Raw genomic sequence first — 24608 nt, 5'->3', positions numbered from 1 at the left:
GCAAAGTCAAGATTGCAAAATATTCTCATTTTTGCTTTTTTTTGCACATGCTGTTGCGAGGGAGTTACTATTCTTTGTATATTTGCAATGAAATTATTTTCTGTCTGAAGATGAAATTGCATATATTCAATCCGGAACACGATATCGCCTTAGCTGCAAATATCGAACGATTCACGCCTCCACATGCGGGGCGGGAACTCAAGGCAGACCTTGGCTTCATTCCTGCTTTATGGGCCGATGACGGAGATTTCGTTTTGGTAGATGATGTCGATGCAGCCTTGGATTCAGTCCGGCACCTTAAGAAATACGCCCGGGATGTGGTGTTCGTTACACTTGCCGATTTGTCAAATATTCCCCCATGTGAGCTTTCCGTATGGGGGTGGAATTCTTCGTTGAGGTTTCAGTTGTTGAAGGCGGGAGTGGAAGAGGCTAACCTTCCGTCCATTCCCTTTCTGAAATTACTCCGGGAGATGAGTAATCGTAGGTGGGCGGCAGAGAGGGTATTGCCGGAACTGCTGACGGATTCCAATGTACTGATAGGGGAGGCTTGCCCGATTTCTGATTTGGAAGTTATTCGTAAAAGTACCGTACCGTTTGTGTTGAAAGCTCCATGGAGCAGCAGTGGCAGAGGCGTCCGCTATGTGGATCGGTTGACACCTCAAATGGAGAATTGGGCATTGAATATCATGGACAGGCAGGGATTCATAATGATGGAGCCTCTCTATGACAAAGTGAAGGATTTTGCCCTTGAGTTTGAGTCTACTAATAGTGGTGTCCGGTATTTAGGCCTGTCGCTTTTCAAGACGATTAATGGAGCATATGCAGGGAATATTCTTGCTTCCGAGGCTGATAAGCGAATGATGCTTGGTAAATATATTTCGATGGAATTAATAGATGGTTTGGCCGAGAGGATATCTGCGATATTGACGGTTTTTTTCCACGAATCCTATAGAGGGCCTTTTGGAATAGACATGATGGTGGTGCGTGACGGTGGAAAACTGAAGGTCCATCCGTGCGTAGAGCTGAACCTTCGCCGCACTATGGGCTTCGTGGCGCTCTCGTTTGGCGTGAAAGCGACGGAGGCTCAGAAGCTCATGCAAATCTCATATGCCGGAAAATATCATTTCAGAGTCTTGAATACCGCGGAGAATGTTATCAATAACGGATTGGCATAGTTTGTATAATAAAATGAGTTCGAACGCGTTATTATCTTAATGAGACTAAAAAAATATTTCCATATTCTGGCTGCAATTCTGTTGGTAGCCGCATGCGAAGACAATGACACCTTCACGACTTCGCAGTCGGATCTGCTTTCTTTTTCCGTAGATACGGTTCGAGTCGACACGGTTTTCAGTAATGTTCCGTCAAGCACCCGCTCTTTTTGGGTTTTCAATCATTCCGGCGCAGGCATACGCTGTTCCTCCATTCTCCTTGAGCGGGGAAATCAGAGCGGATTCCGAGTGAATGTCGACGGCACCTATTTGAGCTCGGTGGTCGGATATCAGGCGCAGGATGTGGAAATCCGGGCCGGCGACAGCATCCGTATCTATGTGGAGCTTACGGCCTCGCGGCAACATGTAGATGATCCACAAAGGGTGGAAGAGAACCTGGTCTTTAATTTGGAAAGTGGAGCGGTGCAGAAGCTTTGCCTGTCAGGGTGGGCATGGGATGCCATGCTGTGGCGTGATATGGTGGTTACGAAAGACTCTGTCATCTCTTCCACGAATCCCATCGTCGTCTATGGGGGCATCACCGTGAACAAGGGTGCGACATTGACCATAGCTTCTGGAACAACTCTTTATTTTGCCAATGCCGCGGGAATAAAGGTCGATGGAACCTTAAAAACCGAGGGAACGGCGGATCGTCCTGTGGTTCTGAGGGGCGACCGTATTGACAGAATGTTTGATTATCTGCCTTATGACCGGCTTTCCGGTCAGTGGAGGGGCATTCGTTTTGGTTCCGAATCCTATGCCAATGAATTGAGGTATACCGATCTTCATGGTGCTTTTGACGGCATCGTGGCCGATTCTTCGGATGTCGATTCGGAGAAACTGCATGTCTTTGCGTCGACCATTCATAATTGCCAGGGAGTAGGACTACAGTTGAACCATTGCAAGGCCCGGCTTGAAAACACGCTGATATCCAACACCCTGATGGCTTGTCTTGAGATAAACGGAGGTGATGTGGCTGTAAACGGTTGTACGCTCGCCCAGTTTTATCCCTTCGACACCAATCGCGGCCCGGCTATAAGGTTCAGGGCTCCCCTGCAAAACCTTCTTTGCCGAAACTCTCTCATTACCGGATATGCGGACGATGTAATGATGGGAAAGGCGGGGGATGTGTTTAATTACCGGTTTGAGGACTGTATTATCCGCACCCCGAAGATAACAACCAAGGATAGTGTCAGGTTTTCGGCAGTCTTGTTTGAAGACCCTAAAGATACTCTTACGACAGGAAAGAAACATTTCGAGAGAATCGATACGGAGAATCTCGTCTATGATTTTCAGCTTGATGCGGCATCACCGGCCGTTGGGCGAGCCAATGCCACGACATCGCTTCCTACGGATCGGAATGGCAGGGCACGAGACGGGAAGCCCGATATTGGTGCGTTCGAAAGGAAATAGCATCCATTTTGAGGCTCCTGAATGATATAGAAACTAAAAACCGAGAGCAATGAAAGAGATTAAGCTTGAGATCAATATCCAATATTGTCAAGTCGATGAGCTGGGCGACGAAGACCAAGAACTCGTGAAAGTGGCAAAAGAGGCCACGCAAAACAGCTATGCAAAATACAGCCACTTCTGTGTGGGCGCGGCGATTCGCCTGCAAGATGGTCGGATTATGAAGGGTGCTAATCAGGAGAATGCCGCATTTCCCTCTGGTCTATGCGCGGAAAGAACGGCCATCTTTGCCGCCCAGGCTAATTATCCGGAACTGCCGATTGCCGCATTGGCCATTGCCGCTAAAAACGAATATGGTTTTACGGGAGAGCCTGTTACGCCCTGTGGGGCTTGCAGACAGGTGATACTCGAAATAGAAGATCGCTACAAGCACCCTGTCAAAATCATGCTTTATGGAACTCATGGGGTCTATGTCTTGAAGAGCATAAAGGACCTGATGCCACTTTGTTTTGTAGACGAAAACATGAGCAAGTAAACTCGTTGATTTTAAGGAGTTGACATCCTTGAAAGTAAAAGGCCGTTAAAAGGTGAGTAAAAGACCGTTATCTGCTCGCCTTTTAACGGCTTTTTACTCACCTTTTAACGGTCTTTTGCCGGACAGTTTGCGACAAAAAGACAAGATGCTGATTATCAAAAAGTTAGAGGCAAGGTGCCCTGCGCCCTGAATTTTCTTTAAATCTGCGGTCATGCTTTCATCCGTTCATGATTGTCCTGCTCTTTTCGCGGGAGTGAGGGGGAGATGTCTACTGAAGCGCAAAGTCGTGGAATTTCAGCAATGTGGAGATCCCTTGTTGACAATAAATGCAATATTGACCTTTCGGCAGGCCTTTGGTCTCAAATCGGTAGAGCGTCCCGGAGACGGGGCTCAGCCATAAGTCTTGTGCATCTTTAGGCTTCCGTGTAACTCCGAAGGGGGAGCCCGACCACAGCGTCATATTGCGTTTTCCTTTCTTTGGCGTGAGTTTTGCCAGCCTGAAATAGTGGTGGTTGAGTTGCGGAGTATCCAAAATCTCCACATAGATAAAGTCGGGGTCCTGCAAAGTGGTCGATGCACCATTCTCTTTGAATACGATCTTTGCCTTGTGCAGCATAAGGCCAGTCATGATGTCGTCGTATTCCGTATTGGCAGGAATTTCCATTCGGGTGCTGTCGGATAGGTAATAAAACACTCCGAAGAGAGGCTCGTTCTTTACTTCTTGCGCCGAAAGGTCTGTGAGATAAATTGTGGCCATTAAGGTCAATAAGAGTTTTCCCGTTCTCATTCTTTAGGCATTGTGCTTTTGTGAGTATTTTTTAAAGAACTCCTTTGCTTGACGGGAGCTCAAAGTGATAGATATCTCTTCTCACGGCTGTCTTCAAAGCTCTGCCCAAAGCTTTGAAGATACTTTCTATCTTGTGATGTTCGTTGGCTCCTTCTGCCTTGATATTCAGGTTCATCTTGGCTGCGTCGCTCAGGCTCTTGAAGAAATGGAAGAACATCTCCGTGGGCATTTCGCCAATCTTCTCACGGCGGAATTCCGCATCCCACACAAGCCACGGGCGCCCTCCGAAATCCAATGCAACTTGGCAGAGGCTGTCGTCCATCGGGAGGCAATAGCCATATCGCTCGATGCCGCGCTTCTCGCCTAAAGCTTTCAATAGGCATTCGCCTAACGCTAAGGCCGTGTCCTCAATGGTGTGATGCCCGTCAACATTAAGGTCGCCTTTACAGCGGATGGTGAGGTCCATCGTGCCGTGTCTGCCTATTTGCTCTAACATGTGGTCGAAGAAGCCAAGTCCGGTTGAGATGTCGCATTTTCCGGTTCCATCTATATTCAGTCGGACGAGAATGTCCGTCTCCTTTGTGGTGCGGTGAATCTCGGAAATGCGTTCGCCTGCAAACAGGATTTCCGCGATCTTGTTCCAATCCATTCCGTCTTTTCCCAAGATGAGCGATTTGCATCCAAGATTGCCTGCGAGTTCGGCGTCTGTGTCTCTGTCGCCTATGACATAGCTGTTTTTCAGGTCATAGGCATTGTTATCGGTATAATTCTTCAGCATTCCTGTGCCGGGTTTCCTCATAGGGGAGTGGTCTTCCGGTCGGTGATGGTCTATTAAGATATCGTCGAAAGTAATACCTTCCCCCTCAAGCGACTGAAGCAGAAAGTTTTGAATAGGCCAGAAGGCATTCTCAGGGAAAGACTCTGTGCCCAATCCGTCTTGATTGCTGACCATTACGAATTTAAAGTCGAGATGCTCGCGGATAAAGCCGAGATTACGGAACACTCCTTTTGTAAATTTCAGTTTCTCAAAAGAGTCTATCTGTTCATCTTGAGGTTCTTCTATCAGCGTTCCATCACGATCGATAAACAGGCACCTTGTTGATTTCATTTTTTATCCGTGCGTTTTAAGTTTTCCATCAGGCGACTTCGCAAAAGGCTTTGCCATTTTAGCGGCCCGTTCTTTAACCTCGACGCTGCCATATATATAATAGGAGATGAAAAACATCCATACACCTATGAAACAAAGTATGTACATGGTGATCAGGCTGGTTGCGACGAGTAGATAAATGAAATAGCCGGGGACCCCGCTCGGGTCGCCGTTAAGCATCCCCAATTGATTTATAGTCTGCGACAAAATCGTTATCAGGAGTGGTATGAAGGCAATGAAGCATGCGACAAAGGTCAGTAAGGTTGCCACAAGATGGGTAACAAACAGGAATCCCCAATGGCGAAGTCCCATCCTGTATCCCTTACGGAATATCTCGGTAAGTTTAGTCCTATGGTCAATCTGACATCGAATGGAGGAGAATGTGAGTGGCAATGTAAATATGTAGAGAAGTAGGAGTATTATCACGGAGGCGATGTATCCGGCAGCTGCGGATTTTTCTGGTGAGGCAATATGAGAAGAAGACACCAAACTTCCAAAGAAGGAGGAGCCAAAGTTGATGATGAATGTGCCAATTCCCGTAATAATAAACCCTACTCCCACCACTACAATGGCTCGAAGTATGTTTTGATTTAATTTCTTTCCATTGAGTAATGAGGCAATAGCTGCCATAAACCATATATTTGCGGCTACCGTCAGGATATAGCATCCCGTTATGAGGAGCAAAGTTATCATGGGGTGAGAAAGTCCAACCTCGTTGAATGTCTTATCGGGGATGTATAACAGGAATAGCAGGGTTAATAAAGCGGCGTTGACTAATGCCGGCAGCCATAGCCTTTTAATAGTAGTCTTGAAGGTAGAGATTAAGAGAGTGTATGCCGCCTTTATGCAGGCAGAGGTGCTCTTGTTGGTATATAATTCTATTTTCATAATTAAGCTTGCTTTCTTCTTCTAAATTCATTGCATACTATAGCGGTGGCAATCGCGACATTCAGGCTGTCTGCTGTTTTCCGCCCTTCGGGATAGTTCGGGATAAGGAGTCGGTGGTTTATCCTCTTTCTAATTACTGAAGAAATTCCGTTTCCCTCATTTCCCATGACTATGAGACCTTTTCCTGAAAGCGGCTCTTCATAGATGTTGTTTCCGTCCAGAAGGGTGCCGTATACCGGGTACCCGTCCGGACAAGAGTCGATCAATCTCTCTAAATCCGTGTATGAGACTTGAACTCGTGCTATACTTCCCATCGTGGCTTGAATAACTTTGGGACTATAGACATCGGCCGTATCCTTACTGCAGTAAATCTGAGAGATTCCAAACCAGTCGGCAATTCGTATAATTGTGCCTAAATTTCCCGGATCTTGAATGCCGTCTAAGGCTATGGCGAGACCTGTATTGGGAATGCTGGATGTCGTCTTGTCAAATATCGGGAATATGGCTAAGACATCCTGGGGATGTTGTAGAAAACTGATTTTTCTAAGTTCTTCTTCTGTTACCTCTATGCGTTCTGTACATGTGGATCCGCAGTCTTTCCATGCCGCAGTGTGAACGATAAGCCTTGCAGATGCGACCTTCAATAGGTCGCCTACGACTTTTGGCCCTTCAGCTACGAACACTCGTTCTTGTTGTCGATTTTTTTTCTGTTCCAGCGAACGAATGTATTTTATCTTGGCTTTGCTGAGCATCTCCATTATTTTCTTGCAAAGATAGCAATAATTCTTATTTTTTCCTTACCTTTGTACAATAATTTAGAGTGTTTTGAAATTTATTAAATCATATACATGCTTTTTGTTGGTGCTCCTTCTTACTGCGTGTAGTGCCTCGAAATTTATTCCGGATGAGCAATATCTTCTGGAGAAAGTAGAGATCAGATCAGATAAAAAAGGTTTTGATGCTGCATTGTTAGAGCCATATATCCGTCAGAAGGCAAATTCTAAATGGTTTTCGCTTTTCAAGATTCCGTTAGGGACATATGCTCTTTCTGGGAGAGACACCACGAGATGGATAAACCGGACACTTCAGAAAATTGGAGAAGAGCCTGTCATCTTTGACACATTACAGTCGGCATTGACATTGAATGATTTGCATACAGCCCTGCAAAACATGGGCTATATGCATTCTTCGGTGGATTTGGAGAAAAAGATAAAGGGAAAGAAGCTTACCGCAATTTACACACTTCACCCGGGAGAACCGTATTATATCCATTCGATAAAGTATGATATTCAGGATAAAAACATAGAGAGAATATTACAAATAGATAACCGATTGGAGGCTGGCCTAAAGCCAGGCTCTCAATTTACGGTTGATAAATTGGATGCCGAGCGCAGCCGTATCACGGCGATTCTGATGGATGATGGCTATTATAAGTTCCATAAGGACTATATTTATTATAGTGCGGACACTGCCCAAAACAGCCATGATATTAATCTTACTTTGCATTTGGCGCAGTATCGCGCAAATGAGACCTCTTCACTCAGAGATCATCCTCAGTACAGGATTCGTAGAGTTCGCTACCGAGGCAATGACAGTAAAGGGCTGCATCTGCGCAATTCTGTATTGGAATATAACACGGCATTTAGCGAGGGGAGAGCCTTTCGCTCGTCAGATCTACAACGCACCTATAATAACTTTGGCAGGTTGGGAGCCGTCCGCTATACAAATATCAATTTTCTCGAGGTGCCTGATAGCAACATGTTGGATTGCGATATACTGTTGAGTATGAATAAGCCGTCGACGATATCTTTTCAACCAGAGGGTACTAATACAGCTGGAGATTTAGGGGCGGCAGCGTCTCTTACCTATACCAACCGAAATATTTTCCATGGTTCAGAATTACTTTCTATTGAGCTACGAGGGGCTTTTGAAGCTATCACGGGACTGGAAGGATATGCCGATCAGGATTATCAGGAATATGGTATAGAGACCAAGTTGTCTTTTCCTCGGTTTGTAGCACCTTTCTTGAGTAAGGGCTTCCGTCGGCGTAGTCAGGCGGCATCTGAGCTTTCCTTAAGTTGGAATCTTCAGAATCGGCCGGAATTCCATCGCCGAGTCTTTTCTGCGGCATGGCGTTATAGATGGTCTAACTCTCGCAGGCACACTGCCTATCGCTTTGATTTGTTAGACCTTAATTATGTTTACATGCCATGGATAAGCGAGACCTTCAAGCATGACTATCTGGACAGTGTAAGCAACCGAAATGCCATTTTGCGTTACAACTACGAAGATTTGTTTATTATCAAGGTTGGCTTCGGCTTGACCTATAGTGATAGCAAGAATGTTTTTCGTGCAAATGTTGAGACGGCAGGTAATCTGCTGGGAGGTTTAGCGCATATGGTAAGATTTAGGAAAAAGGAAAACGGGCAATATACATTATTTAATATAGCCTATGCACAATATGTGAAATTGGATCTTGACTACACTCGGTTGCTGCAATTTGATTCCCGGAACTCTTTAGCCATGCATGCTGGAATTGGTATTGCCTATCCTTATGGTAATAGTGATGTCCTGCCGTTTGAGAAGCGATATTTTTCAGGAGGCGCAAACTCTGTCAGAGGATGGGGAGTCCGGGAGCTGGGACCAGGCACATTTCGGGGAACTGACGGAAGAATAGACTTTATTAATCAGACGGGTGATATGAAGTTGGACTTGAACTTGGAATATCGCACTTTTTTATTTTGGAAGTTCAACGGCGCTGTTTTTGTCGACGCAGGAAATATCTGGACCCTTCGTAATTATGAAGAACAGCCTGGCGGACAGTTCAAGCTGGATGAGTTTTATAAGCAGATTGCCGTTGCTTATGGCTTAGGGCTAAGGTTAAACTTCGGCTATTTCATATTGCGGTTTGATGCAGGCATGAAAGCGATCAATCCTGCTTATGAGTCTTCACGGGAACATTATGCGATATTCCATCCGAAGTTCAATCGTGATTTTTCTTTTCACTTTGCGGTAGGCCTTCCATTTTAATCTTCCATTTACCATTCTCCTTAACAGCCTGAACTACAAAAGTAGCATTGTTGATAAAGTGGCCAATCTGCCCGATGGTGTCGAGTTGTAGGAAATTCTTCACATGAATGCGTATATGTGCGCATGAGTCGTTCCTTTCAAGTGCGATATTCTCCAATTCATGAGTGGCTCCTTCTGTCTGTGCATGGAGAGTGTCAATATCAGCCTGATACATTTGAGAGGCCGCATAGTAAAGCCATTTCCGAGAATCTCTTGTTACAAAAGGCATAGATTCTCTGTATTGGCAGTTGAAGTAATGTACGGCAAAAGAGTCAACAACAGCTTCGAGCTTATTTTCACTTTGCTTGTTGCCGCAGGAAGAAAAGAACGCCAAACAAACAGCTATTATAGAAAGATTAATTTTCATCTCTAAACATTAAATTTGAACAAAGGTAAAGAAATAATTTTGTAATTCCGTCTTTTTATGTTACTTTTGTTTTAAAATTCAGAACAGCATGCTGAGATTCATTTCTTTTGGAAGTGGTAGCAGCGGCAACTGTTATTATCTGTATACCGATAATGACGGTTTGTTGATAGATGTGGGGGTTGGGGTGAGAATCCTTAAGAAGAGTTTCCATAATTATGGAGTGCCACCACAAAATGTGCACCATATACTTATTACACATGATCATGCCGATCATGTGAAATCTGTCGGAAGTTTTAGTCGAGACTTTAAGTTGCCGGTTTATGCAACCTCAAAAGTGCATAAAGGCATAGAACAGAATTGTTGTGTAAGATGCAAGATATTGCCCGAACACAAGAAATTAATAGAGGTCAATGTCCCAATTGTCTTTGGTGATTTTAAGATAATGCCTTTTCATATTCCTCATGACAGTCAAGATTGTGTGGGATATCAAATTGAGTCAGAGGGAATCGTATTTGTTTTGATGACAGATGTCGGGCATGTTACTGACGAGATGAAACGTATTATCGGTTTGGCAAACTATTTGGTCCTTGAGGCTAACCACGATGATGACATGTTGAAGAACGGCCCGTATCCGGAACACCTTAAAAGTCGGATTAAGAGTAAGATTGGGCATCTGAGTAATAGGGAGTGTGGGGTGGCATTGGCAGAGAATGCGACGCCTAATCTGAAACATGTCTGGCTTTGTCATTTAAGCGAAGAGAACAATCATCCGGAATTAGCACGAAAGACCATCGAGCATGTCCTTCGTGGTTATGGTATTATTGCGGGGACAGATTTTAAGCTTGATGTTTTGAAGCGCAAAGTTCCGTCAGAGATTCAGGAATTGATATAGTATCCCACCTTGTATAGGTTAAGAAGCAGCAGGGAGCCTTTCCCTTCGCATAATCTTTTTCTCCATTTGTTATGGGACCTCCTATACAGGGAGTCGATAGCTCCTCTTAGGTGATATTTCCTCAGTTTTTCCGCGAACAGAATGATACGGGAGTAGCCATACAGTTCTTTCCTGTGCGCTTTTAGTGTCCGGATACTTTCTTCGGTTTTGGCAATGAAGTCGCAGTTGTTTTCAAACTTGGAGAACCCCACGGGGTTGTTGATGTGCGTAATTTTTATCTCGGCATCCTTAAGCTGTTTTCCATATGCAACATCTTCATAACCGTATCCTCGATAATTGATATCTAACGGATGCTCAAGCATGAGCGACCTGAGAATCATGAAGTTGGATGTATGAAAGTCAAGATAGGGATGCTCTCTGCGCTTTCTGCAAGTATGCTTTCTTTCAGAGGTCTTCTCATAGTGAAAGCGGAGATTATGGAGTTTTCTCCCGATAACTTTATAACCGCCGTAAATTACCATCTCCTGATTTTCGGTCTTGAGATATTGCTCAAGGAAGTGGGAATTAATTATGAGCATATCGCTATCAATGAAAAGCAGCCACTCATTTTTGGCCTCTTGTGCCAAGAAGTTGCGAATGGCAGCCCTTCCCACATTTTCTTTCCTTACTATATATCTACAGTTGTGCAGACTACCAACCATTCTGTTACCGGCGATAATTGTGCCCTCTGTAGAGCCATCGTCTGCCACGATGATCTCATAGTCTAAATCTTGTATAGAGGCAGCTTGTTCCACAAGGCTCTTTACGAGGTCTGTACAGTCGTCATTACGGGTCGGGATGAGTATTGAGAGCGATTTCTTCATTTTTTCTTTACAGTTTTGACTTCAGGTATTTGCCGGTCAGACTTTGCTCGCATTTGGCTAAAGTTTCTGGAGTTCCTGCACACACCAGACTGCCTCCCTTGTCGCCGCCTTCAGGACCCAGGTCGATCACCCAGTCTGCGCATTTTATGATGTCCATATTATGTTCAATAATCAGGATGCTGTGTCCTCTTTCGATGAGGGCGTTAAAGGCGTGTAGCAGTCGTTTGATATCGTGAAAATGCAGTCCCGTCGTAGGCTCGTCGAAGATAAACAGAGACGGCTCGGCTTGTTCCTGACCGATGAAGTATGCCAATTTCACTCGCTGGTTCTCTCCCCCGGAAAGCGTAGAGGAGCTCTGCCCCAGTTTAATGTATCCCAATCCAACTTCTTCGAGGGGTTTCAATCGGCTAACAATGAGCTTTTGTTTATATTTCCCAAAGAATTCAATGGCTTCGGAAACGGTCATGTTCAACACATCATTGATATTTTTCTCGTGGAAATGTACATCGAGAATATCTTTCTTGAATCGTTGTCCATGACAGGTTTCGCATTCTAAGACAAGGTCGGCCATAAATTGCATTTCAACCGTGATGACGCCGGCTCCGTTACATTCCTCGCACCGACCGCCTTCTGCATTGAAAGAAAAGTATTGCGGACTGAAGCCTAATTGCTTTGCGAGAGGTTGTTCGGCATACAGCTGGCGGATGGCATCGTAGGCCTTTACATAGGTAGCTGGATTGGAGCGGGTTGACTTTCCGATAGGGTTTTGGTCTACAAACTCCACATGTTTCACCTCTTTCCAGTCCCCCTCCAGTCCAAGATATTCTCCCGGGACATCGGCCACTTCATCAAGGTGGCGTTTCAAGGCCGGGTATACGATGCCTTTAACCAAGGAACTTTTGCCTGATCCGGAAACTCCTGTTACGACCGTCAATACATTTAAGGGTATTTCCACATCAATTCCTTTCAGGTTGTTCATTCTCGCTCCTTTCACTTTGATGGCCATGTTCCATGGCCGCCGCGATTTTGGGAGTTCGATAAATTCTTCTCCCGTGAGATATTTCACCGTATAAGAATTCGGGAAAGCCTTGACCGTTGCCTTGGAAAGTTTGTCGGTGTCTCCCTGGAAAACGATTTCCCCACCCAGTCTGCCTGCGTCTGGCCCAACATCGATCAGGTAGTCAGCAGTGCGCATGATTTCTTCATCGTGCTCAACGACAATGACCGTGTTGCCAAGGCTTTGCAGTTCCTTGAGTACATGGATGAGTTGGTGGGTGTCCCGGCTGTGCAGACCGATGCTCGGTTCGTCGAGAATGTAGAGAGAGCCTACAAGCGAACTTCCCAAGGATGTTGTCAGATTGATGCGCTGACTTTCACCTCCTGAGAGGGTATTCGATTGTCTGTTAAGCGTCAGGTATCCTAATCCGACTTCGCAGAGAAAGAGAAGTCGGTTTTTGATTTCCGTGAGAAGTCGTTTGCCCACTTCTGCGTCATGCTCGTTTAGTTGAAGATGATCGAACCAATCTTTAAGGTTTACGATAGACATCTGCACTAAGTCGGTGATACTCCGGCCATGAATCTTTACCCAAGTTGCTTCTTTCTTCAGTCGGGTGCCATGGCAGTCTGGACAAGTTGTCTTGCCCCTATAGCGACTCATCATCACACGATACTGGATCTTATACTGGTTTTCCTTCACCATTTGAAAGAAAGAATCCACGCATACTTTTTCCCGCAAGTCCAGGTGTTCCTCTGAAGGAAGACCATGCCAGAGCATGTCTTTCTCTTTCTGTGAAAGTTCCATATAGGGTTTGAAGATAGGGAAGTCATCCGCCTGTGCCCTTCTGCAGAACTCCGTCTGCCATGCCCCCATTTTTTCCCCGTGCCAGCACTGCACGCAGCCGTCGTATACGCTGAGTGTAGAATTCGGTATGACGAGTTTCTCATCGATGCCGATTACACTGCCAAAGCCTTCACAGGTGGGGCAGGCACCTAAAGGGGAGTTGAACGAGAACATGTTGTCGTTGGGTTCCTCAAATTTCATTCCGTCAGCCTCAAACCGGTCTGAGAAGTCGAAAGTGAGGTTGGAAGGCAGGAAGACGAGCCGGCACATGCCGTCTCCTTCATACATGGCCGTTTCCGCGGAATCCACCAGTCGGGCTATCTCGTCTTTCTCGTCGGAGACGCTCAGGCGGTCGATGAGGAGGAAAAGGTTGGTCTCCTTGCGCTTCTCTTCAAGGAAATTATCGATGCGGACCACTTCCCCGTTCACGAAGATGCGGGAGTATCCTTGTTGGAAATCCATTTCCAGCTGTTTTTTCAAGGTTCTTCCCTCGATAATGCGAAGCGGCGCGAGCACCATGAACCTGGTCCCCTTCGAGAACTGTCGGGTGCATTGTATGATGTCTTCTGTAGAATGTTTCTTAACTTCTTGGCCGCTGACGGGCGAGTAGGTCTTGCCAATGCGTGCGAAAAGAAGGCGGAGATATTCATAGATTTCGGTGGAAGTGCCCACCGTGGAGCGAGGGTTTCTCGAAACGACCTTTTGCTCGATGGCTATGGCAGGAGGCAACCCCTTGATGAAGTCGCATTCCGGCTTGCTCATTCGACCGAGAAACTGGCGGGCATAGCTCGACAGCGACTCCACATAGCGGCGCTGTCCTTCGGCATAAAGGGTGTCGAAAGCAAGGGAACTCTTCCCCGAACCGCTTACCCCGGCAATGACAATAAACCGATTGCGGGGGATTTTCAGGCTGATATTTTTCAGGTTGTTAACCCTCGCCCCTTTGATTTCTATGAATTTATCTTCCATCTTAATTATTTTTGCTTGTTGCCGGAAGGCTTCATGGCCGACCTGTCAGGATTTGCCTTTGGGGGATGTTGATGGTGAGGCAGGCTGTGTTGGCATCGGAATTTTAGTTGGAGTTTCTTTTTCCGTAACCTCTGTGGGATCATGGGGCACCACCAGGAAGTCATACCATTGGCGAGCTTTCCGTTCGGAGCGTTCCGACAGTTTTCCTGTAAGATACTGCTCTATCATGAGCTGGGCGAGCGGGGCGGCAAGGTCGGCACCGAATCCCGCGTTCTCCACATATACGGATACGGCAATCTTCGGGTTGTTCATGGGTGCATAGCCGATAAACACCGAGTGGTCTTCTCCCGGATTTTCTGCTGTTCCGGTCTTGCCGCAAATCTGCCAGTCCGGATGCTGGATGGCCGTTGCGGTTCCCGTTGTAACGGCCTTGCGCATGCCCTTCCGGATCAGTTCAAAAGCCTCTGGCGATGCCGTCGACAGTCGGCGGGTCGTGTAGGTGGTGTCCACATCTTTGTGAATATGTGGAATATAATAGTATCCTTTGTTCGCGATGATCGCTGCGAGGTTGCAGAGTTGGAGTGGGGTGGCAAGCACTTCTCCTTGTCCCATTCCCACCCACATGATGGTGGCCTCGTTCCATCGCCCGCTGTAGAGCCTTTCCAGCATCTCGGAATCCGGCATCTCGCCGTCGGTTTCCCCCTCCATGTCAATGCCTAAAGGTCTTCCGAGGCCAAGGCTCGACATGTATTCTTTCCATTTGTTGATGGCCTCAAGTTTGTTTTTATATTTTACCCTGTCCCTTATCATATTCATAAATGCCTTGCAGAACCAGGAGTTGCACGAATGGGCGATGGCTCCGATGAGGTCTTGGGGCGAGCTGTGCTTATGGCATCCGATGTGCATGTTGTTTTTCCAGAACCCTTCGCTGCATGTGAATTTAGAGTCTTTGTTGACGATGCCTTCACTCACGAGTGCCAGTGCCTGCGCTACCTTGAAGGTGGAACCAGGAGAGTAGGCCTGTCCGATGGCACGGTTGATGGTGTCTGATAGGAACGACTTGGACACAAGGCATTTCACTTCGCCCGTTGAGGGCTCAATGGCTACGATGCTTCCCTGTTTGCCTTCGAGCAGCCTTTCGGCCAAAGCCTGCATCTTGCCGTCAAGGGTCAGCCGGGCTGACACATGCCCCGCCTGCCCGAAGGAGCATAGGGCGATGAGCCATATCGGGATGAGAAATACAAGTCGTTTCAGTTTCATCTGTCTTGCAAAGATACATATAATTTGTGAGAAAATGAAATGTACTCTCCGAATTTGAATCTCGCGGGGTGGAGAGTGATGGCTGATAATTCGACAAAATCGGCGATATTGACTGACGAAATCGCCGAAATCGTGGGACGAAATCGCCGATTTTGTCAGCCTGTTTGCCGTCATCGGTTTTGATATAGATTAACGATTCCGCTTCCTGCCGCTTTATTTTGAATGCTGAATGCCTGCGGCCGGGATTTTATTTGTAATTTTGTAGTCGTCCAAATGATTGTTAATTAGGAATATGGTGAAGACCCACGAGCTGGATATGCTTCATGGACCGTTGCTGGGCAAGCTGATGGTCTTTGCGTTGCCTTTTGCGGCAAGCAGCGTGCTTCAGCAGTTGTTTAATACTGCCGATGTGGCTGTGGTGGGGCAGTTCGTGGGTTCTCTTTCGCTTGCGGCCGTGGGTGCGAACACCTTCCTGATAAATCTGATGATCAATTTCTTCGTTGGTATCTCCCTCGGAGCCAATGTGGTCATTGCCAATCACATAGGTCAAGATGACAAGACGCGGATTCGTAATGCCGTGTCTACGAGCATGTTGCTCTCTTTCGTTAGTGGAATCGTACTGCTCTTGGTAGGCGTCGGGGTCTCTCATCAAATCCTTCAGTGGATGAATACGCCGGAAGAGGTGCTCCCCTTGGCGGTGGTCTATCTGAGAATCTATTTCCTTGGAGCTCCTTTTATCATGGTATATAATTTCGGGGCAGCCATTTTGCGAAGTCATGGTGATACCAAGCGACCGCTGTATATACTCCTTGTGGCGGGAACCATCAATGTGGCCCTCAACCTGATTTTCGTTATTGGACTGAAATGGGGAGTGGCAGGGGTGGCCATCGCCACCGATATTGCCAATGTTTTCAGTGCCTGCAGCATCGTATGGCTCTTGCTGAAAGAGCCAGAGCCGTTTCGCCTTGAGATAAGGGCGCTTCGTCCAGCGCGGCACGAGCTTATGCGCATTCTTCAGATAGGAGTCCCGGCGGGCATACAAACCACGGTCTTCTCGTTCAGTAACATCTTCGTGCAGACGGCCATCAACGGGTATGGAGCGGCAGCGATTGCGGGTGCTTCCGTTGCCCAGAACTTCGACAGCTATTGCTATTTTCTGATGTCGGCCTTCTGTGGGGCAGCCATGACCTTCATCAGTCAGAACTACGGAGCGGGGAAAATTGAGCGCTGCAAGCGCATCTTCTGGATTTGTCTGTTCTTTGCGGCTGCGTCCTGCTTCCTCAGCAACATGCTTTTCTATGGCGGGGCCAACTTTTTCCTCTCCTTTTTCACGGACGATCTGGAGGTGATCCGCTATGCCAAGCTCCGCATGGAGTATGTGCTTCTCTTCCAAACATTGGCCGCTTCGTATGAGCTGACGGCTGCCGCCTTGCGGGGCATGGGCTATTCCATGCAGCCGGCCGTTATTACCATTCTCGGAACCTGTGTGCTCCGGTTGATCTGGATATTCTTTGTCTGTCCGATATTGCCCGGCTATCAGAATCTGATGCTCGTCTATCCGGTTTCCTGGATTCTGACGGGGGCGATTATGGTTGTGGCCTATGTGGTCTATTCCCGCAGGGCTTTTGCCTTCTTGCGGCAATAGGATGGGGAGGCGGAGCGGCGACGGTTCCCCGTCATCTTTACGGCTTTCCGGTCTAAGAATCGCGAATGAGAATTTTAGAAAAAACATATAGGAAAATTTGCAAGGGTCGGAAAAAGATAGTACCTTTGCACTCGCAATCCGAAAAAGCGGGGTGTAGCGCAGCCCGGTAGCGCTCCTGGTTTGGGACCAGGCGGTCGCAGGTTCGAATCCTGTCGCCCCGACAAAGGCGAGATGCCAAATGGTTGGTCGACAACCATTTGGCATCTTTGTTTTCAAGAGGAATTGCCTGCGTTGTCGGGACAAGAATAATGATGGCTGTTTTTGTTGCAGATCATAGGGAAGAGATGCCCGCGATCTGTTAAGAGGGTTGCCAAAAGTTAGGTTAGGAATCTGTTGGGGGTGCAATTTCGATACAGGTAAGCTGAGAGAATTCTTCCCCTTGACAGGATACGGGGCGGCGGCCGTCGTTCCTGTGGGATGTATAGCATCCGACTGTCCGCATCCGGAGAAGAGACGGAAGCTCATGGAGAAACTTTTGGGGACTATCTGATAAAAGCAAAGAAGGCGATGAAACAGAATTCATCGCCTTTCCCTTATTATTCGGCTAAAGCTGCGGCCACGGCCTTGGCAACCTCTTTCATGTTTTGTGTGGGTTCGAAACGGGCAATCGCCTTACCGTGCCTGTCAATGAGAAACTTGGTGAAGTTCCATTTGATATCAGACTTATCGGCATAGCCGGGATCTTTCTTCTTGAGCATGCCGGCCATGAATTTCGCCTTGATGCCTTTGCCGAAATCCTTGAAAGCTTGTTCGTTTTTCAGCCAAGTATATAGCGGGCTCTCATTATCTCCGTTTACTTCAATCTTGTCGAACAGAGGAAAAGTGGTCTCGTAGTTCTCCGTACAGAATTGGTGGATATCCTGGATGCTTCCGGGAGCCTGCGCCCCAAATTGATTACAAGGGAAATCGAGTATTTCGAAACCTAGTTCTTTATACTTCTCGTAGATAGCCTGCAATTCCTTATACTGAGGTGTGAAGCCACATTTCGTCGCTGTATTTACGATAAGCAGTACCTTTCCCCTGTACTCTTCGAGTTTTACATCCTTCCCGTATTCGTCCTTAACCGTGAATCCGTATAGATTCTCCTGTGCCGTTGCAGTGAGGGCAAAGACAGTTGTCAATATCAAGATGAGCTTTCGCATTGTTAAATGTATTATGAATTGCCAATATAACGGATGGAAACGGGAAATATTATTGGTCTCGGCAATTGGTGAAACTTCAAGAGAATAAAAAGAGGCGGTAAGCCTGATTATGGCCTACCGCCTCTCTCATCCTTTTGGGCCTCTATACAACTTCTATTCGCTTTACATCCTTGCTTTCTTCTTTTTTGTTGAGCTTTGGAATTACAATTTCCAGAACTCCATCGTTTACCTTGGCAGAGATCTTATCACGATCCGCATTCTCAGGTAAGATGTAGCTTTGTTCATAGTTAGAATAGCTGAACTCACGGCGCAGATAGTGCTCCTTCTTGTTCTCTTCTTTGTGTTCCATTTTGTTCTCTATGGCAACATTCAGATTCCCGTCATGATCTACATTTACGCGGACGAACTCTTTCTTCAGGCCTGGAGCAGCGATCTCCATCGTATACTCTTTCTCATTTTCCTTAACATTGACCGCGGGTGCCGTGGTGTTAAACTGCGGCATTAGGTCTGTATCAAAGAAATTGTCATCAAACCAATTGCTTAACCAATTAGAATTTTTGTTTCTGCGAGCTAATAACATAATTAATACCTCCTATTTCTGTTTTAGTCTTTTATTTATGTTTTGAGGCCTTTCGGCTGAATGAGCTTCCAAGTCTCAATATCTAAAACGACAAGATTCATACCAGTCTCTATATTCTGCCATAACTGGCAGTAAAGTTACAGGTTTTGTCAGCAAAGTTTAAAATAATTTACTTTTACTGACAATTCTCGTGGGGGAGATAAAAAAGAGGAAGCTTTTGGAGCCTCATCTTATATTTTATATTTTAATTACTTAACTTACCTTGATGATACCTTATCTTACTTGATGATACCTTCTTCTATGAAAATCTTTTTTAACGCAACCACACCACGCTCTACTTGTTCCTGACTGTGAGTAGCCATCAGGGCAAAACGGACGAGAGTATCTTGTGGGGCGCATGCGGGAGGGATAACCGGGTTGATGAATACACCTGCATCAAAAGCTTTTTTCGTAACTTCAAATGTCTTGTGAATGTCGCGCACATATAGTGGAATGATGGGGCTCTCGGTTTCTCCGATTTCGAATCCTTCTTCGCGGAAACGCTTTAGGGCATAGTGAGTTACATTCCAGAGATGCTCAATACGGTGGGGCTCTTCTTGAATGATGTGAAGAGCTTCCATTGCTGCAGCCGTAGCGGCGGGAGTGTCGCTGGCACTGAATATATAAGTGCGACAGGTATGCCGTAAATAGTTGATGGTATCAGAATCTCCGGCAATGAATCCTCCAATGGATGCCAAGCTCTTAGAAAATGTTCCCATGATGAGGTCTACCTCATCAGTAAGACCGAAGTGATCGCAGACGCCACGGCCCTGTCTGCCGAATACGCCCAAGCCATGGGCTTCATCAACCATGATGGAGCAGTTGTATTGATGCTTAAGTTCAACAATCTCTGGCAACTTCGCCAAATCTCCCTCCATCGAGAATACGCCGTCTACGACAATCAGCTTGACAGCTTCTTGTGGCAGTTTTTGAAGCACACGCTCCAAATCCTCCATGTCGTTGTGCTTGTAGTGTAGCTGAGTTGCAAATGAAAGTCTGCGGCCATCAACGATGGAAGCGTGGTCCCGGTCATCGCAAATGATATAGTCTCCACGACCTACAACGGCGGCGATGACGCCGGAATTTACAGAAAAGCCTGTTGAAAAACAAAGGGCTTCGTCCTTATGCTCAAATTCGGCCAGTTCTTTTTCCAGTTGTACATGGATGTCTAATGTCCCATTGAGGAACCTGCTTCCAGCACACCCTGTGCCATATTTCAGGAGAGCTTTCTCTGCTGCAGCAATTACTCGTTCGTCCCCCGTAAGACCGGTGTAAGCATTGCTTCCGAACATTAATACCCGATGACCTTCCATCGTAACTTCAGGTCCTTGCTTGCTTGTGATAGCGCGGAAATATGGATACACTCCTGCGGCCATAAATTTCTGTGGCTCACGATAGCTCTTATACCTTTCTTGTAATTGTCCCATTTAAACGATGTAGAATAACTACTTTTTGTTACAGGTTGCAAAGTTACAAAAAAAAACTCTTAATTTGCTTAATTTCATCAAGAAATATTCTAAATGATGATTTTTTTAGAAAATAGGAGGATTTGCTTCTTTTATTTCGTATCTTTGCAGCAAAGTAGAGACATCATGAAGAAACAGATACTTTTTATCATGAACCCAATTTCGGGAACAACCTCGAAGTCAGGCGTCCCAAATCTCATAGACAAATATCTCGACAAAGAAAGGTTTGACTATGAAATTAAGAGTACAGACTATGCGGGCCATGGTGTTGAATTGACAAAGGAGGCGGTGGCCTGTGCTATCGATATTGTCGTTGCCGTAGGTGGTGATGGCACGGTAAACGAAGTTGCCCGTTCATTAGTGCATACAAAGACGGCACTTGGTATTCTTCCCTGTGGTTCTGGTAATGGACTTGCTCGCCATTTGATGCTGCCAATGAATCTTCGTAGGAGTATAGAAGTTATAAACTTGTGCGAAATCCATGATTTGGATTATGGCGTTATCAATGATCATCCTTTCTTTTGCACTTGTGGTATGGGATTTGATGCGGATATCAGCCAGAAATTTGCGGAGTCGGGTAAGCGTGGGCCAATAACTTATGTCCAGAAAGTTTTGGAGGAAGGTCTGAGATATAAACCTAAAGCCTATGAGATTGAATTCGATGGTGATACCACTCGCTACAGGGCTTTCCTTATTTCTTGCGCCAATGCCTCCCAGTATGGTAATAATGCTTATATCGCCCCACAAGCCTCAATGAGTGATGGCATGATGGATGTGATTATTATGGAACCATTTGATTTGTTGGAAGCTCCACAGATAGCTATTGACATGTTTAATAAAACTCTTGATAGAAGTTCGAAGATCAAGAGCTTTAAAACAAAACACTTAAAGATTCATCGAGCTGCTCCAGGGGTTATCCATTTCGACGGCGATCCCGTGATGACTGTTGCTGATGTGGATGTGCGTTTATTTGAAAAGGGATTCAAAGTTGTTGTAAATCCTGGTGCGAACAAGGACCTTCGTAAACCCAATATGTTTCAGAGTGCAGCGGCGGAACTTTTTAATGAAATCAATGTTGTTAAAGATGATATTTCCAAACAGGGCAGACATGTGCTGGCCCTAAGTAAGATCTTGCACAGGAAGTTGAATCTATAAATAGAAATCGTCGGTTAATTTCTTATACCACTCACTTTTTATATTGTGTTCTTCTAATAGGGATACATGTAATTCTTCTGTCTCTGTATTTCTTTTTGAAAATGCGAGCAATAATCTTTTTTCTCGTTTGTCTCTGGTGGTCTTCACCCATATTTTCTTTTTGGTGAAGAATCCTGAAAAATAAGATTCTGCAAGAATGTCTTCTAAGTTCTCGACAGGGATTATAATACTTAATTCTCCTTCTGGCTTTAAGAGCCTCTTTGAATGATGGAAGAGGTTATTGAAAGACAGGGCGTCCGTATGTCGTGCAATAGCTCTCTTGGTGTCAGGAGTTTTCAAGGAATTTACAAAGTAAGGCGGATTACAGACGATGGCATCATATTGCAACTCGGGCTGGAATTTTTGTAAGGGGGTATGAAAGACTTGTAGCCTGTCAGAGAACGGGCTGTTTAAAAAGTTCTCTTCTGCCTGCTCACATGCATTTTCTTCAATATCAATGCTCTCCACGATAGCCTTAGGAAATCTTTGCGCCATTATGAGCGCTATCAGTCCTGTGCCTGTTCCAATGTCAAGGATGCGCCTCCCTCCTTTTGCCCATGCTCCCAATAAAACTCCGTCTGTGCCAACTTTCATTGCACATCGATTTTGTTTTATCGTGAATTGCTTGAATGTAAACTCGTCTTTCATCATGGTTTTAAACGCATGAATCCCTTTTTTATTTTATGAATTTCCCTAAAAACCAACTTCTTATAGATAAATAACATGACTTTATTATCGATTTCTTATAAAAAATATGTATCTTTGCATGCTAAATGGTTATTTAGGTTATATATGAGTAGAAAAATGAACCCATCTATACAGACTATTACTGACTTCAATGGAGATGTGAACGAGCTGTTCAAGATAGATGTAAACAGCGATGTGCCAATACTTTGCACTCGTAACCTCTTCTTTTTCCCAGGCGTAGTCTCTCCAATTATTATCGGTCGTCCGGCAAGTTTGAAATTGCTTGAGTATCAACAGAAGGATCCAGAGGGAATCTTTGCCGTCTTTTGTCAAAAGGATGTGAATGTTGACTTGCCACAGGAGAAAGATCTCTATAAGACCGGTGTCTATGCCAAGTTGCTCCGGATCATGGAAATGCCGGGGAATGGAGGCTCTGTAACAGCTATCCTTCAGGCCCTTGGCCGCTGCGAGCTTGAACAGATTACCCACTACACCCCTTTTTACCGAGGCATAGTGAAACATTTAGAGGAGGTGTATCCTTTGGAGAAAAACAAGGAATTTCGCACGGCGATGCAAGATTTGCGCCAGAAAGTAGTGGAGTATATCCATCTGAATGATGAAGTTCCTAATGAGACGGAGTTTGTGATCCGTGATACGACAAATGATATTATCTGTCTGAGTTTTATCCAAACAAATCTTCCGTTTACGGTTACGGACAAGGCAAATCTGATAAAAGGAGCAGATACTATGGAGCGCTTGTTCCGTACTCTTCGCCTGATTAATCGTGATCTGGAATTGTTGAGGTTAAAGCAATCAATTCAGACTAAGACCCGCCAAGACCTTGATGAGCAACAGCGAGAGTATTTCCTTAAGCAGCAAATCAAGAATATAGAAGAAGAATTAGGAGGGGAAGGAACTCCCGAACGCAAAGAACTTACAGAGAAAGCTGCAAAGAAAAAGTGGCCAGAGAGTGTAAAGGCCATTTTCGATAAGGAAATTACCAAGCTTGACTTGCTGAATTCACAGAGTCCGGAATATAGCGTACAGTTAAACTATCTGCAGACTTTGGTCGACCTTCCATGGGCTGAATACACAAAAGACGACTTGGATTTGAAGCGAGCCCAGCGTATTCTCGACCGCGACCATTATGGTATGGAAAAAGTGAAAGAACGCATTCTTGAGTATATTTCCGTATTAAAGTTGCGAGGTGATCTCAAATCGCCTATACTTTGTCTGTATGGTCCGCCGGGAGTTGGGAAAACCAGTCTCGGCAAGAGCATTGCTGCGGCCATGAAGCGTAAATATGTTCGAGTTTCTTTGGGAGGGTTGCACGATGAGAGTGAAATTCGCGGACATCGTCGTACTTATGTCGGTGCAATGCCGGGCCGCATCATCAAGAGTATTCAGAAGGCAGGTTCTTCTAATCCGGTTTTCATTCTTGATGAGATAGACAAGGTAACCCAGAACACCATCAATGGCGACCCTTCGTCGGCAATGCTTGAAGTGCTGGATCCTGAACAAAACAATGCGTTCCATGACAATTATCTTGATGTGGACTATGATCTCTCAAAGGTTTTGTTCATTGCCACGGCCAATGATTTGAACACAATTCCCCGTCCTTTGCTTGACCGCATGGAGATTATCGAGGTTACTGGCTATATAACGGAAGAGAAGATTGAAATTGCAAAGCGCCATTTAGTTCCGAAGGAATTAGAGAATACGGGGTTCGACATGTCTGGTGAAAAGCCTGTATTCGCAAAGGCTGCGCTTGAAAAGATCATCGAGTCGTATACTCGTGAGAGCGGTGTTCGTCAGTTGGAGAAGCAGATCAACAAGTTGTTGCGCAAGCTGGCTTTCCTGAAAGCTAAGGATGGCAAGTTGCCTTATAAGAAAATCACTCCTGCGGAGATTGAAGATCTTTTGGGTAAACCACCATTCTACCGTGATATTTACCAAGGCAATGCCTATGCTGGAGTGGTAACAGGGTTAGCCTGGACCTCTGTAGGGGGTGAGATCCTTTTCATCGAAACATCTCTGAGTAAAGGCAAGGCTGGGAAGCTGACCCTTACAGGTAACCTTGGTGATGTGATGAAAGAAAGTGCAGTCATCGCCCTTGAATATGTCAAGGCACATGTTGATAAATTGAGAGTAGACTATCGCATCTTTGACCAATATAATATTCATATACATGTACCAGAAGGGGCAACTCCCAAGGACGGACCTTCCGCGGGTATTACGATTGCAACTTCTATAGCATCTGCGCTCACTCAGCGAAAAGTGCGTAAGAATACGGCTATGACGGGTGAGATAACTCTTCGAGGCAAGGTCTTACCTGTAGGAGGCATCAAGGAGAAAATTCTGGCTGCAAAGCGTGCTGGGATTACCGATATAGTTATGTGTCAGGATAACAAGAAAGATATCAGCGAGATTCCTGCCATCTACCTTAAGGGTGTCAACTTCCATTATGTTGAGAATGTACAGGATGTATGGGATTTCGCTTTAACTGACGAGCAGGTTAAGAATCCTATTCGTTTTGAAATCGAAGAACAAAAATAGG

The 24608-nt window shown here is 45.7% G+C and carries 20 protein-coding genes and 1 tRNA gene; 9 read left to right on the top strand and 12 right to left on the bottom strand.

Features of this window, described 5'->3' with window-relative positions:
• The first annotated feature begins 110 nt into the window (after positions 1-110).
• The 3 genes from C7120_RS11040 to cdd are packed head-to-tail and all read left to right on the top strand — an operon-like array spanning position 111 to position 3156.
• On the top strand, positions 111-1175 hold the full coding sequence (locus tag C7120_RS11040; protein WP_107621724.1) for a hypothetical protein: 1065 nt from the start codon (positions 111-113) through the stop codon (positions 1173-1175).
• A 39-nt stretch (positions 1176-1214) separates the two neighbouring features.
• Positions 1215-2624: a choice-of-anchor Q domain-containing protein gene (locus C7120_RS11035; protein ID WP_107621723.1), complete on the top strand. Its 1410-nt coding sequence runs from the start codon at positions 1215-1217 to the stop codon at positions 2622-2624.
• 49 nt (positions 2625-2673) lie between these two features.
• Positions 2674-3156, top strand: a complete 483-nt coding sequence (cdd, locus tag C7120_RS11030) for a cytidine deaminase (protein WP_107621722.1) — start codon at positions 2674-2676, stop codon at positions 3154-3156.
• A 268-nt stretch (positions 3157-3424) separates the two neighbouring features.
• Here cdd and C7120_RS11025 read toward each other — a convergent pair whose 3' ends face one another.
• From C7120_RS11025 to C7120_RS11010, 4 genes are read right to left on the bottom strand one after another with little or no spacing between them, the layout of a single operon-like run.
• The gene (locus C7120_RS11025) at positions 3425-3943 is read right to left on the bottom strand and encodes a hypothetical protein (protein ID WP_146154261.1); all 519 of its coding nucleotides are present in this window, start codon (positions 3941-3943) and stop codon (positions 3425-3427) included.
• A 31-nt stretch (positions 3944-3974) separates the two neighbouring features.
• Positions 3975-5051 carry a bifunctional histidinol-phosphatase/imidazoleglycerol-phosphate dehydratase HisB gene (hisB, locus tag C7120_RS11020; protein WP_107621720.1) on the bottom strand — a complete coding sequence of 359 codons (1077 nt, stop codon included), beginning with the start codon at positions 5049-5051 and terminating at the stop codon, positions 3975-3977.
• 3 nt (positions 5052-5054) lie between these two features.
• On the bottom strand, positions 5055-5978 hold the full coding sequence (locus tag C7120_RS11015; protein WP_107621719.1) for a hypothetical protein: 924 nt from the start codon (positions 5976-5978) through the stop codon (positions 5055-5057).
• Between the two features lie 2 nt (positions 5979-5980).
• Positions 5981-6730, bottom strand: a complete 750-nt coding sequence (locus C7120_RS11010; protein ID WP_107621945.1) for an RNA methyltransferase — start codon at positions 6728-6730, stop codon at positions 5981-5983.
• Positions 6731-6803: 73 nt separating this feature from the next.
• On the opposite strand from C7120_RS11010, the gene C7120_RS11005 reads away from it, so the two are divergent.
• Positions 6804-9008 (top strand): BamA/TamA family outer membrane protein, encoded by a 2205-nt coding sequence (locus C7120_RS11005; protein ID WP_233247095.1) that lies wholly within the window; start codon positions 6804-6806, stop codon positions 9006-9008.
• On the opposite strand, the gene C7120_RS11000 is transcribed toward C7120_RS11005, so the two are convergent.
• On the bottom strand, positions 8962-9414 hold the full coding sequence (locus tag C7120_RS11000; RefSeq protein WP_107621718.1) for a hypothetical protein: 453 nt from the start codon (positions 9412-9414) through the stop codon (positions 8962-8964). The two genes, C7120_RS11005 and C7120_RS11000, sit on opposite strands and share 47 nt — an antisense overlap.
• A gap of 88 nt (positions 9415-9502) precedes the next feature.
• Between C7120_RS11000 and C7120_RS10995 the strand changes: the two genes are divergently transcribed.
• The gene (locus tag C7120_RS10995; protein ID WP_107621717.1) at positions 9503-10306 is read left to right on the top strand and encodes an MBL fold metallo-hydrolase; all 804 of its coding nucleotides are present in this window, start codon (positions 9503-9505) and stop codon (positions 10304-10306) included.
• Here the strand turns inward: C7120_RS10995 and C7120_RS10990 are convergent.
• From C7120_RS10990 to C7120_RS10980, 3 genes are read right to left on the bottom strand one after another with little or no spacing between them, the layout of a single operon-like run.
• Entirely contained in the window at positions 10291-11169 is an 879-nt protein-coding gene (locus C7120_RS10990; protein ID WP_107621716.1) for a glycosyltransferase family 2 protein, read from the bottom strand. The two genes, C7120_RS10995 and C7120_RS10990, sit on opposite strands and share 16 nt — an antisense overlap.
• 7 nt (positions 11170-11176) lie before the next feature.
• On the bottom strand, positions 11177-13978 hold the full coding sequence (gene uvrA / locus C7120_RS10985; RefSeq protein ID WP_107621715.1) for an excinuclease ABC subunit UvrA: 2802 nt from the start codon (positions 13976-13978) through the stop codon (positions 11177-11179).
• Positions 13979-14023: 45 nt separating this feature from the next.
• Positions 14024-15238: a penicillin-binding protein 2 gene (locus C7120_RS10980; RefSeq protein WP_107621714.1), complete on the bottom strand. Its 1215-nt coding sequence runs from the start codon at positions 15236-15238 to the stop codon at positions 14024-14026.
• 292 nt (positions 15239-15530) lie between these two features.
• Here C7120_RS10980 and C7120_RS10975 point away from each other — a divergent pair, with 292 nt between their 5' ends.
• Together C7120_RS10975 and C7120_RS10970 are read left to right on the top strand one after the other, a co-directional pair.
• Complete coding sequence (locus tag C7120_RS10975) at positions 15531-16883, top strand: MATE family efflux transporter (RefSeq protein WP_107621713.1); 1353 nt, start codon at positions 15531-15533, stop codon at positions 16881-16883.
• A gap of 147 nt (positions 16884-17030) precedes the next feature.
• A tRNA-Pro gene (locus C7120_RS10970) sits at positions 17031-17104 on the top strand.
• Between the two features lie 375 nt (positions 17105-17479).
• Here C7120_RS10970 and C7120_RS10965 read toward each other — a convergent pair.
• The 3 genes from C7120_RS10965 to C7120_RS10955 all read right to left on the bottom strand — a co-directional run bounded on the left by C7120_RS10965 (position 17480) and on the right by C7120_RS10955 (position 20131).
• A complete protein-coding gene (locus C7120_RS10965; protein ID WP_107621712.1) occupies positions 17480-18085 on the bottom strand; it encodes a glutathione peroxidase in 606 nt (201 codons plus the stop codon).
• A gap of 142 nt (positions 18086-18227) precedes the next feature.
• Complete coding sequence (locus C7120_RS10960; protein WP_107621711.1) at positions 18228-18665, bottom strand: Hsp20/alpha crystallin family protein; 438 nt, start codon at positions 18663-18665, stop codon at positions 18228-18230.
• A gap of 278 nt (positions 18666-18943) precedes the next feature.
• The gene (locus C7120_RS10955; protein ID WP_107621710.1) at positions 18944-20131 is read right to left on the bottom strand and encodes an aminotransferase class I/II-fold pyridoxal phosphate-dependent enzyme; all 1188 of its coding nucleotides are present in this window, start codon (positions 20129-20131) and stop codon (positions 18944-18946) included.
• Positions 20132-20296: 165 nt separating this feature from the next.
• On the opposite strand from C7120_RS10955, the gene C7120_RS10950 reads away from it, so the two are divergent.
• Positions 20297-21325, top strand: coding sequence for a diacylglycerol kinase family protein (locus tag C7120_RS10950; RefSeq protein WP_107621943.1), 1029 nt, complete (start codon positions 20297-20299; stop codon positions 21323-21325).
• Here C7120_RS10950 and C7120_RS10945 read toward each other — a convergent pair.
• A complete protein-coding gene (locus C7120_RS10945; protein WP_107621709.1) occupies positions 21320-22015 on the bottom strand; it encodes a tRNA1(Val) (adenine(37)-N6)-methyltransferase in 696 nt (231 codons plus the stop codon). The two genes, C7120_RS10950 and C7120_RS10945, sit on opposite strands and share 6 nt — an antisense overlap.
• Positions 22016-22156: 141 nt before the next feature.
• Here C7120_RS10945 and lon point away from each other — a divergent pair, with 141 nt between their 5' ends.
• Positions 22157-24607, top strand: coding sequence for an endopeptidase La (lon, locus tag C7120_RS10940; protein ID WP_107621708.1), 2451 nt, complete (start codon positions 22157-22159; stop codon positions 24605-24607).
• Position 24608: the final 1 nt, after the last annotated feature.

The sequence above is a fragment of the Prevotella sp. oral taxon 376 genome (assembly GCF_003043945.1).
Classification (GTDB): Bacteria; Bacteroidota; Bacteroidia; order Bacteroidales; family Bacteroidaceae; genus Prevotella.
This window is presented reverse-complemented; position numbering and strand designations above follow the sequence as displayed.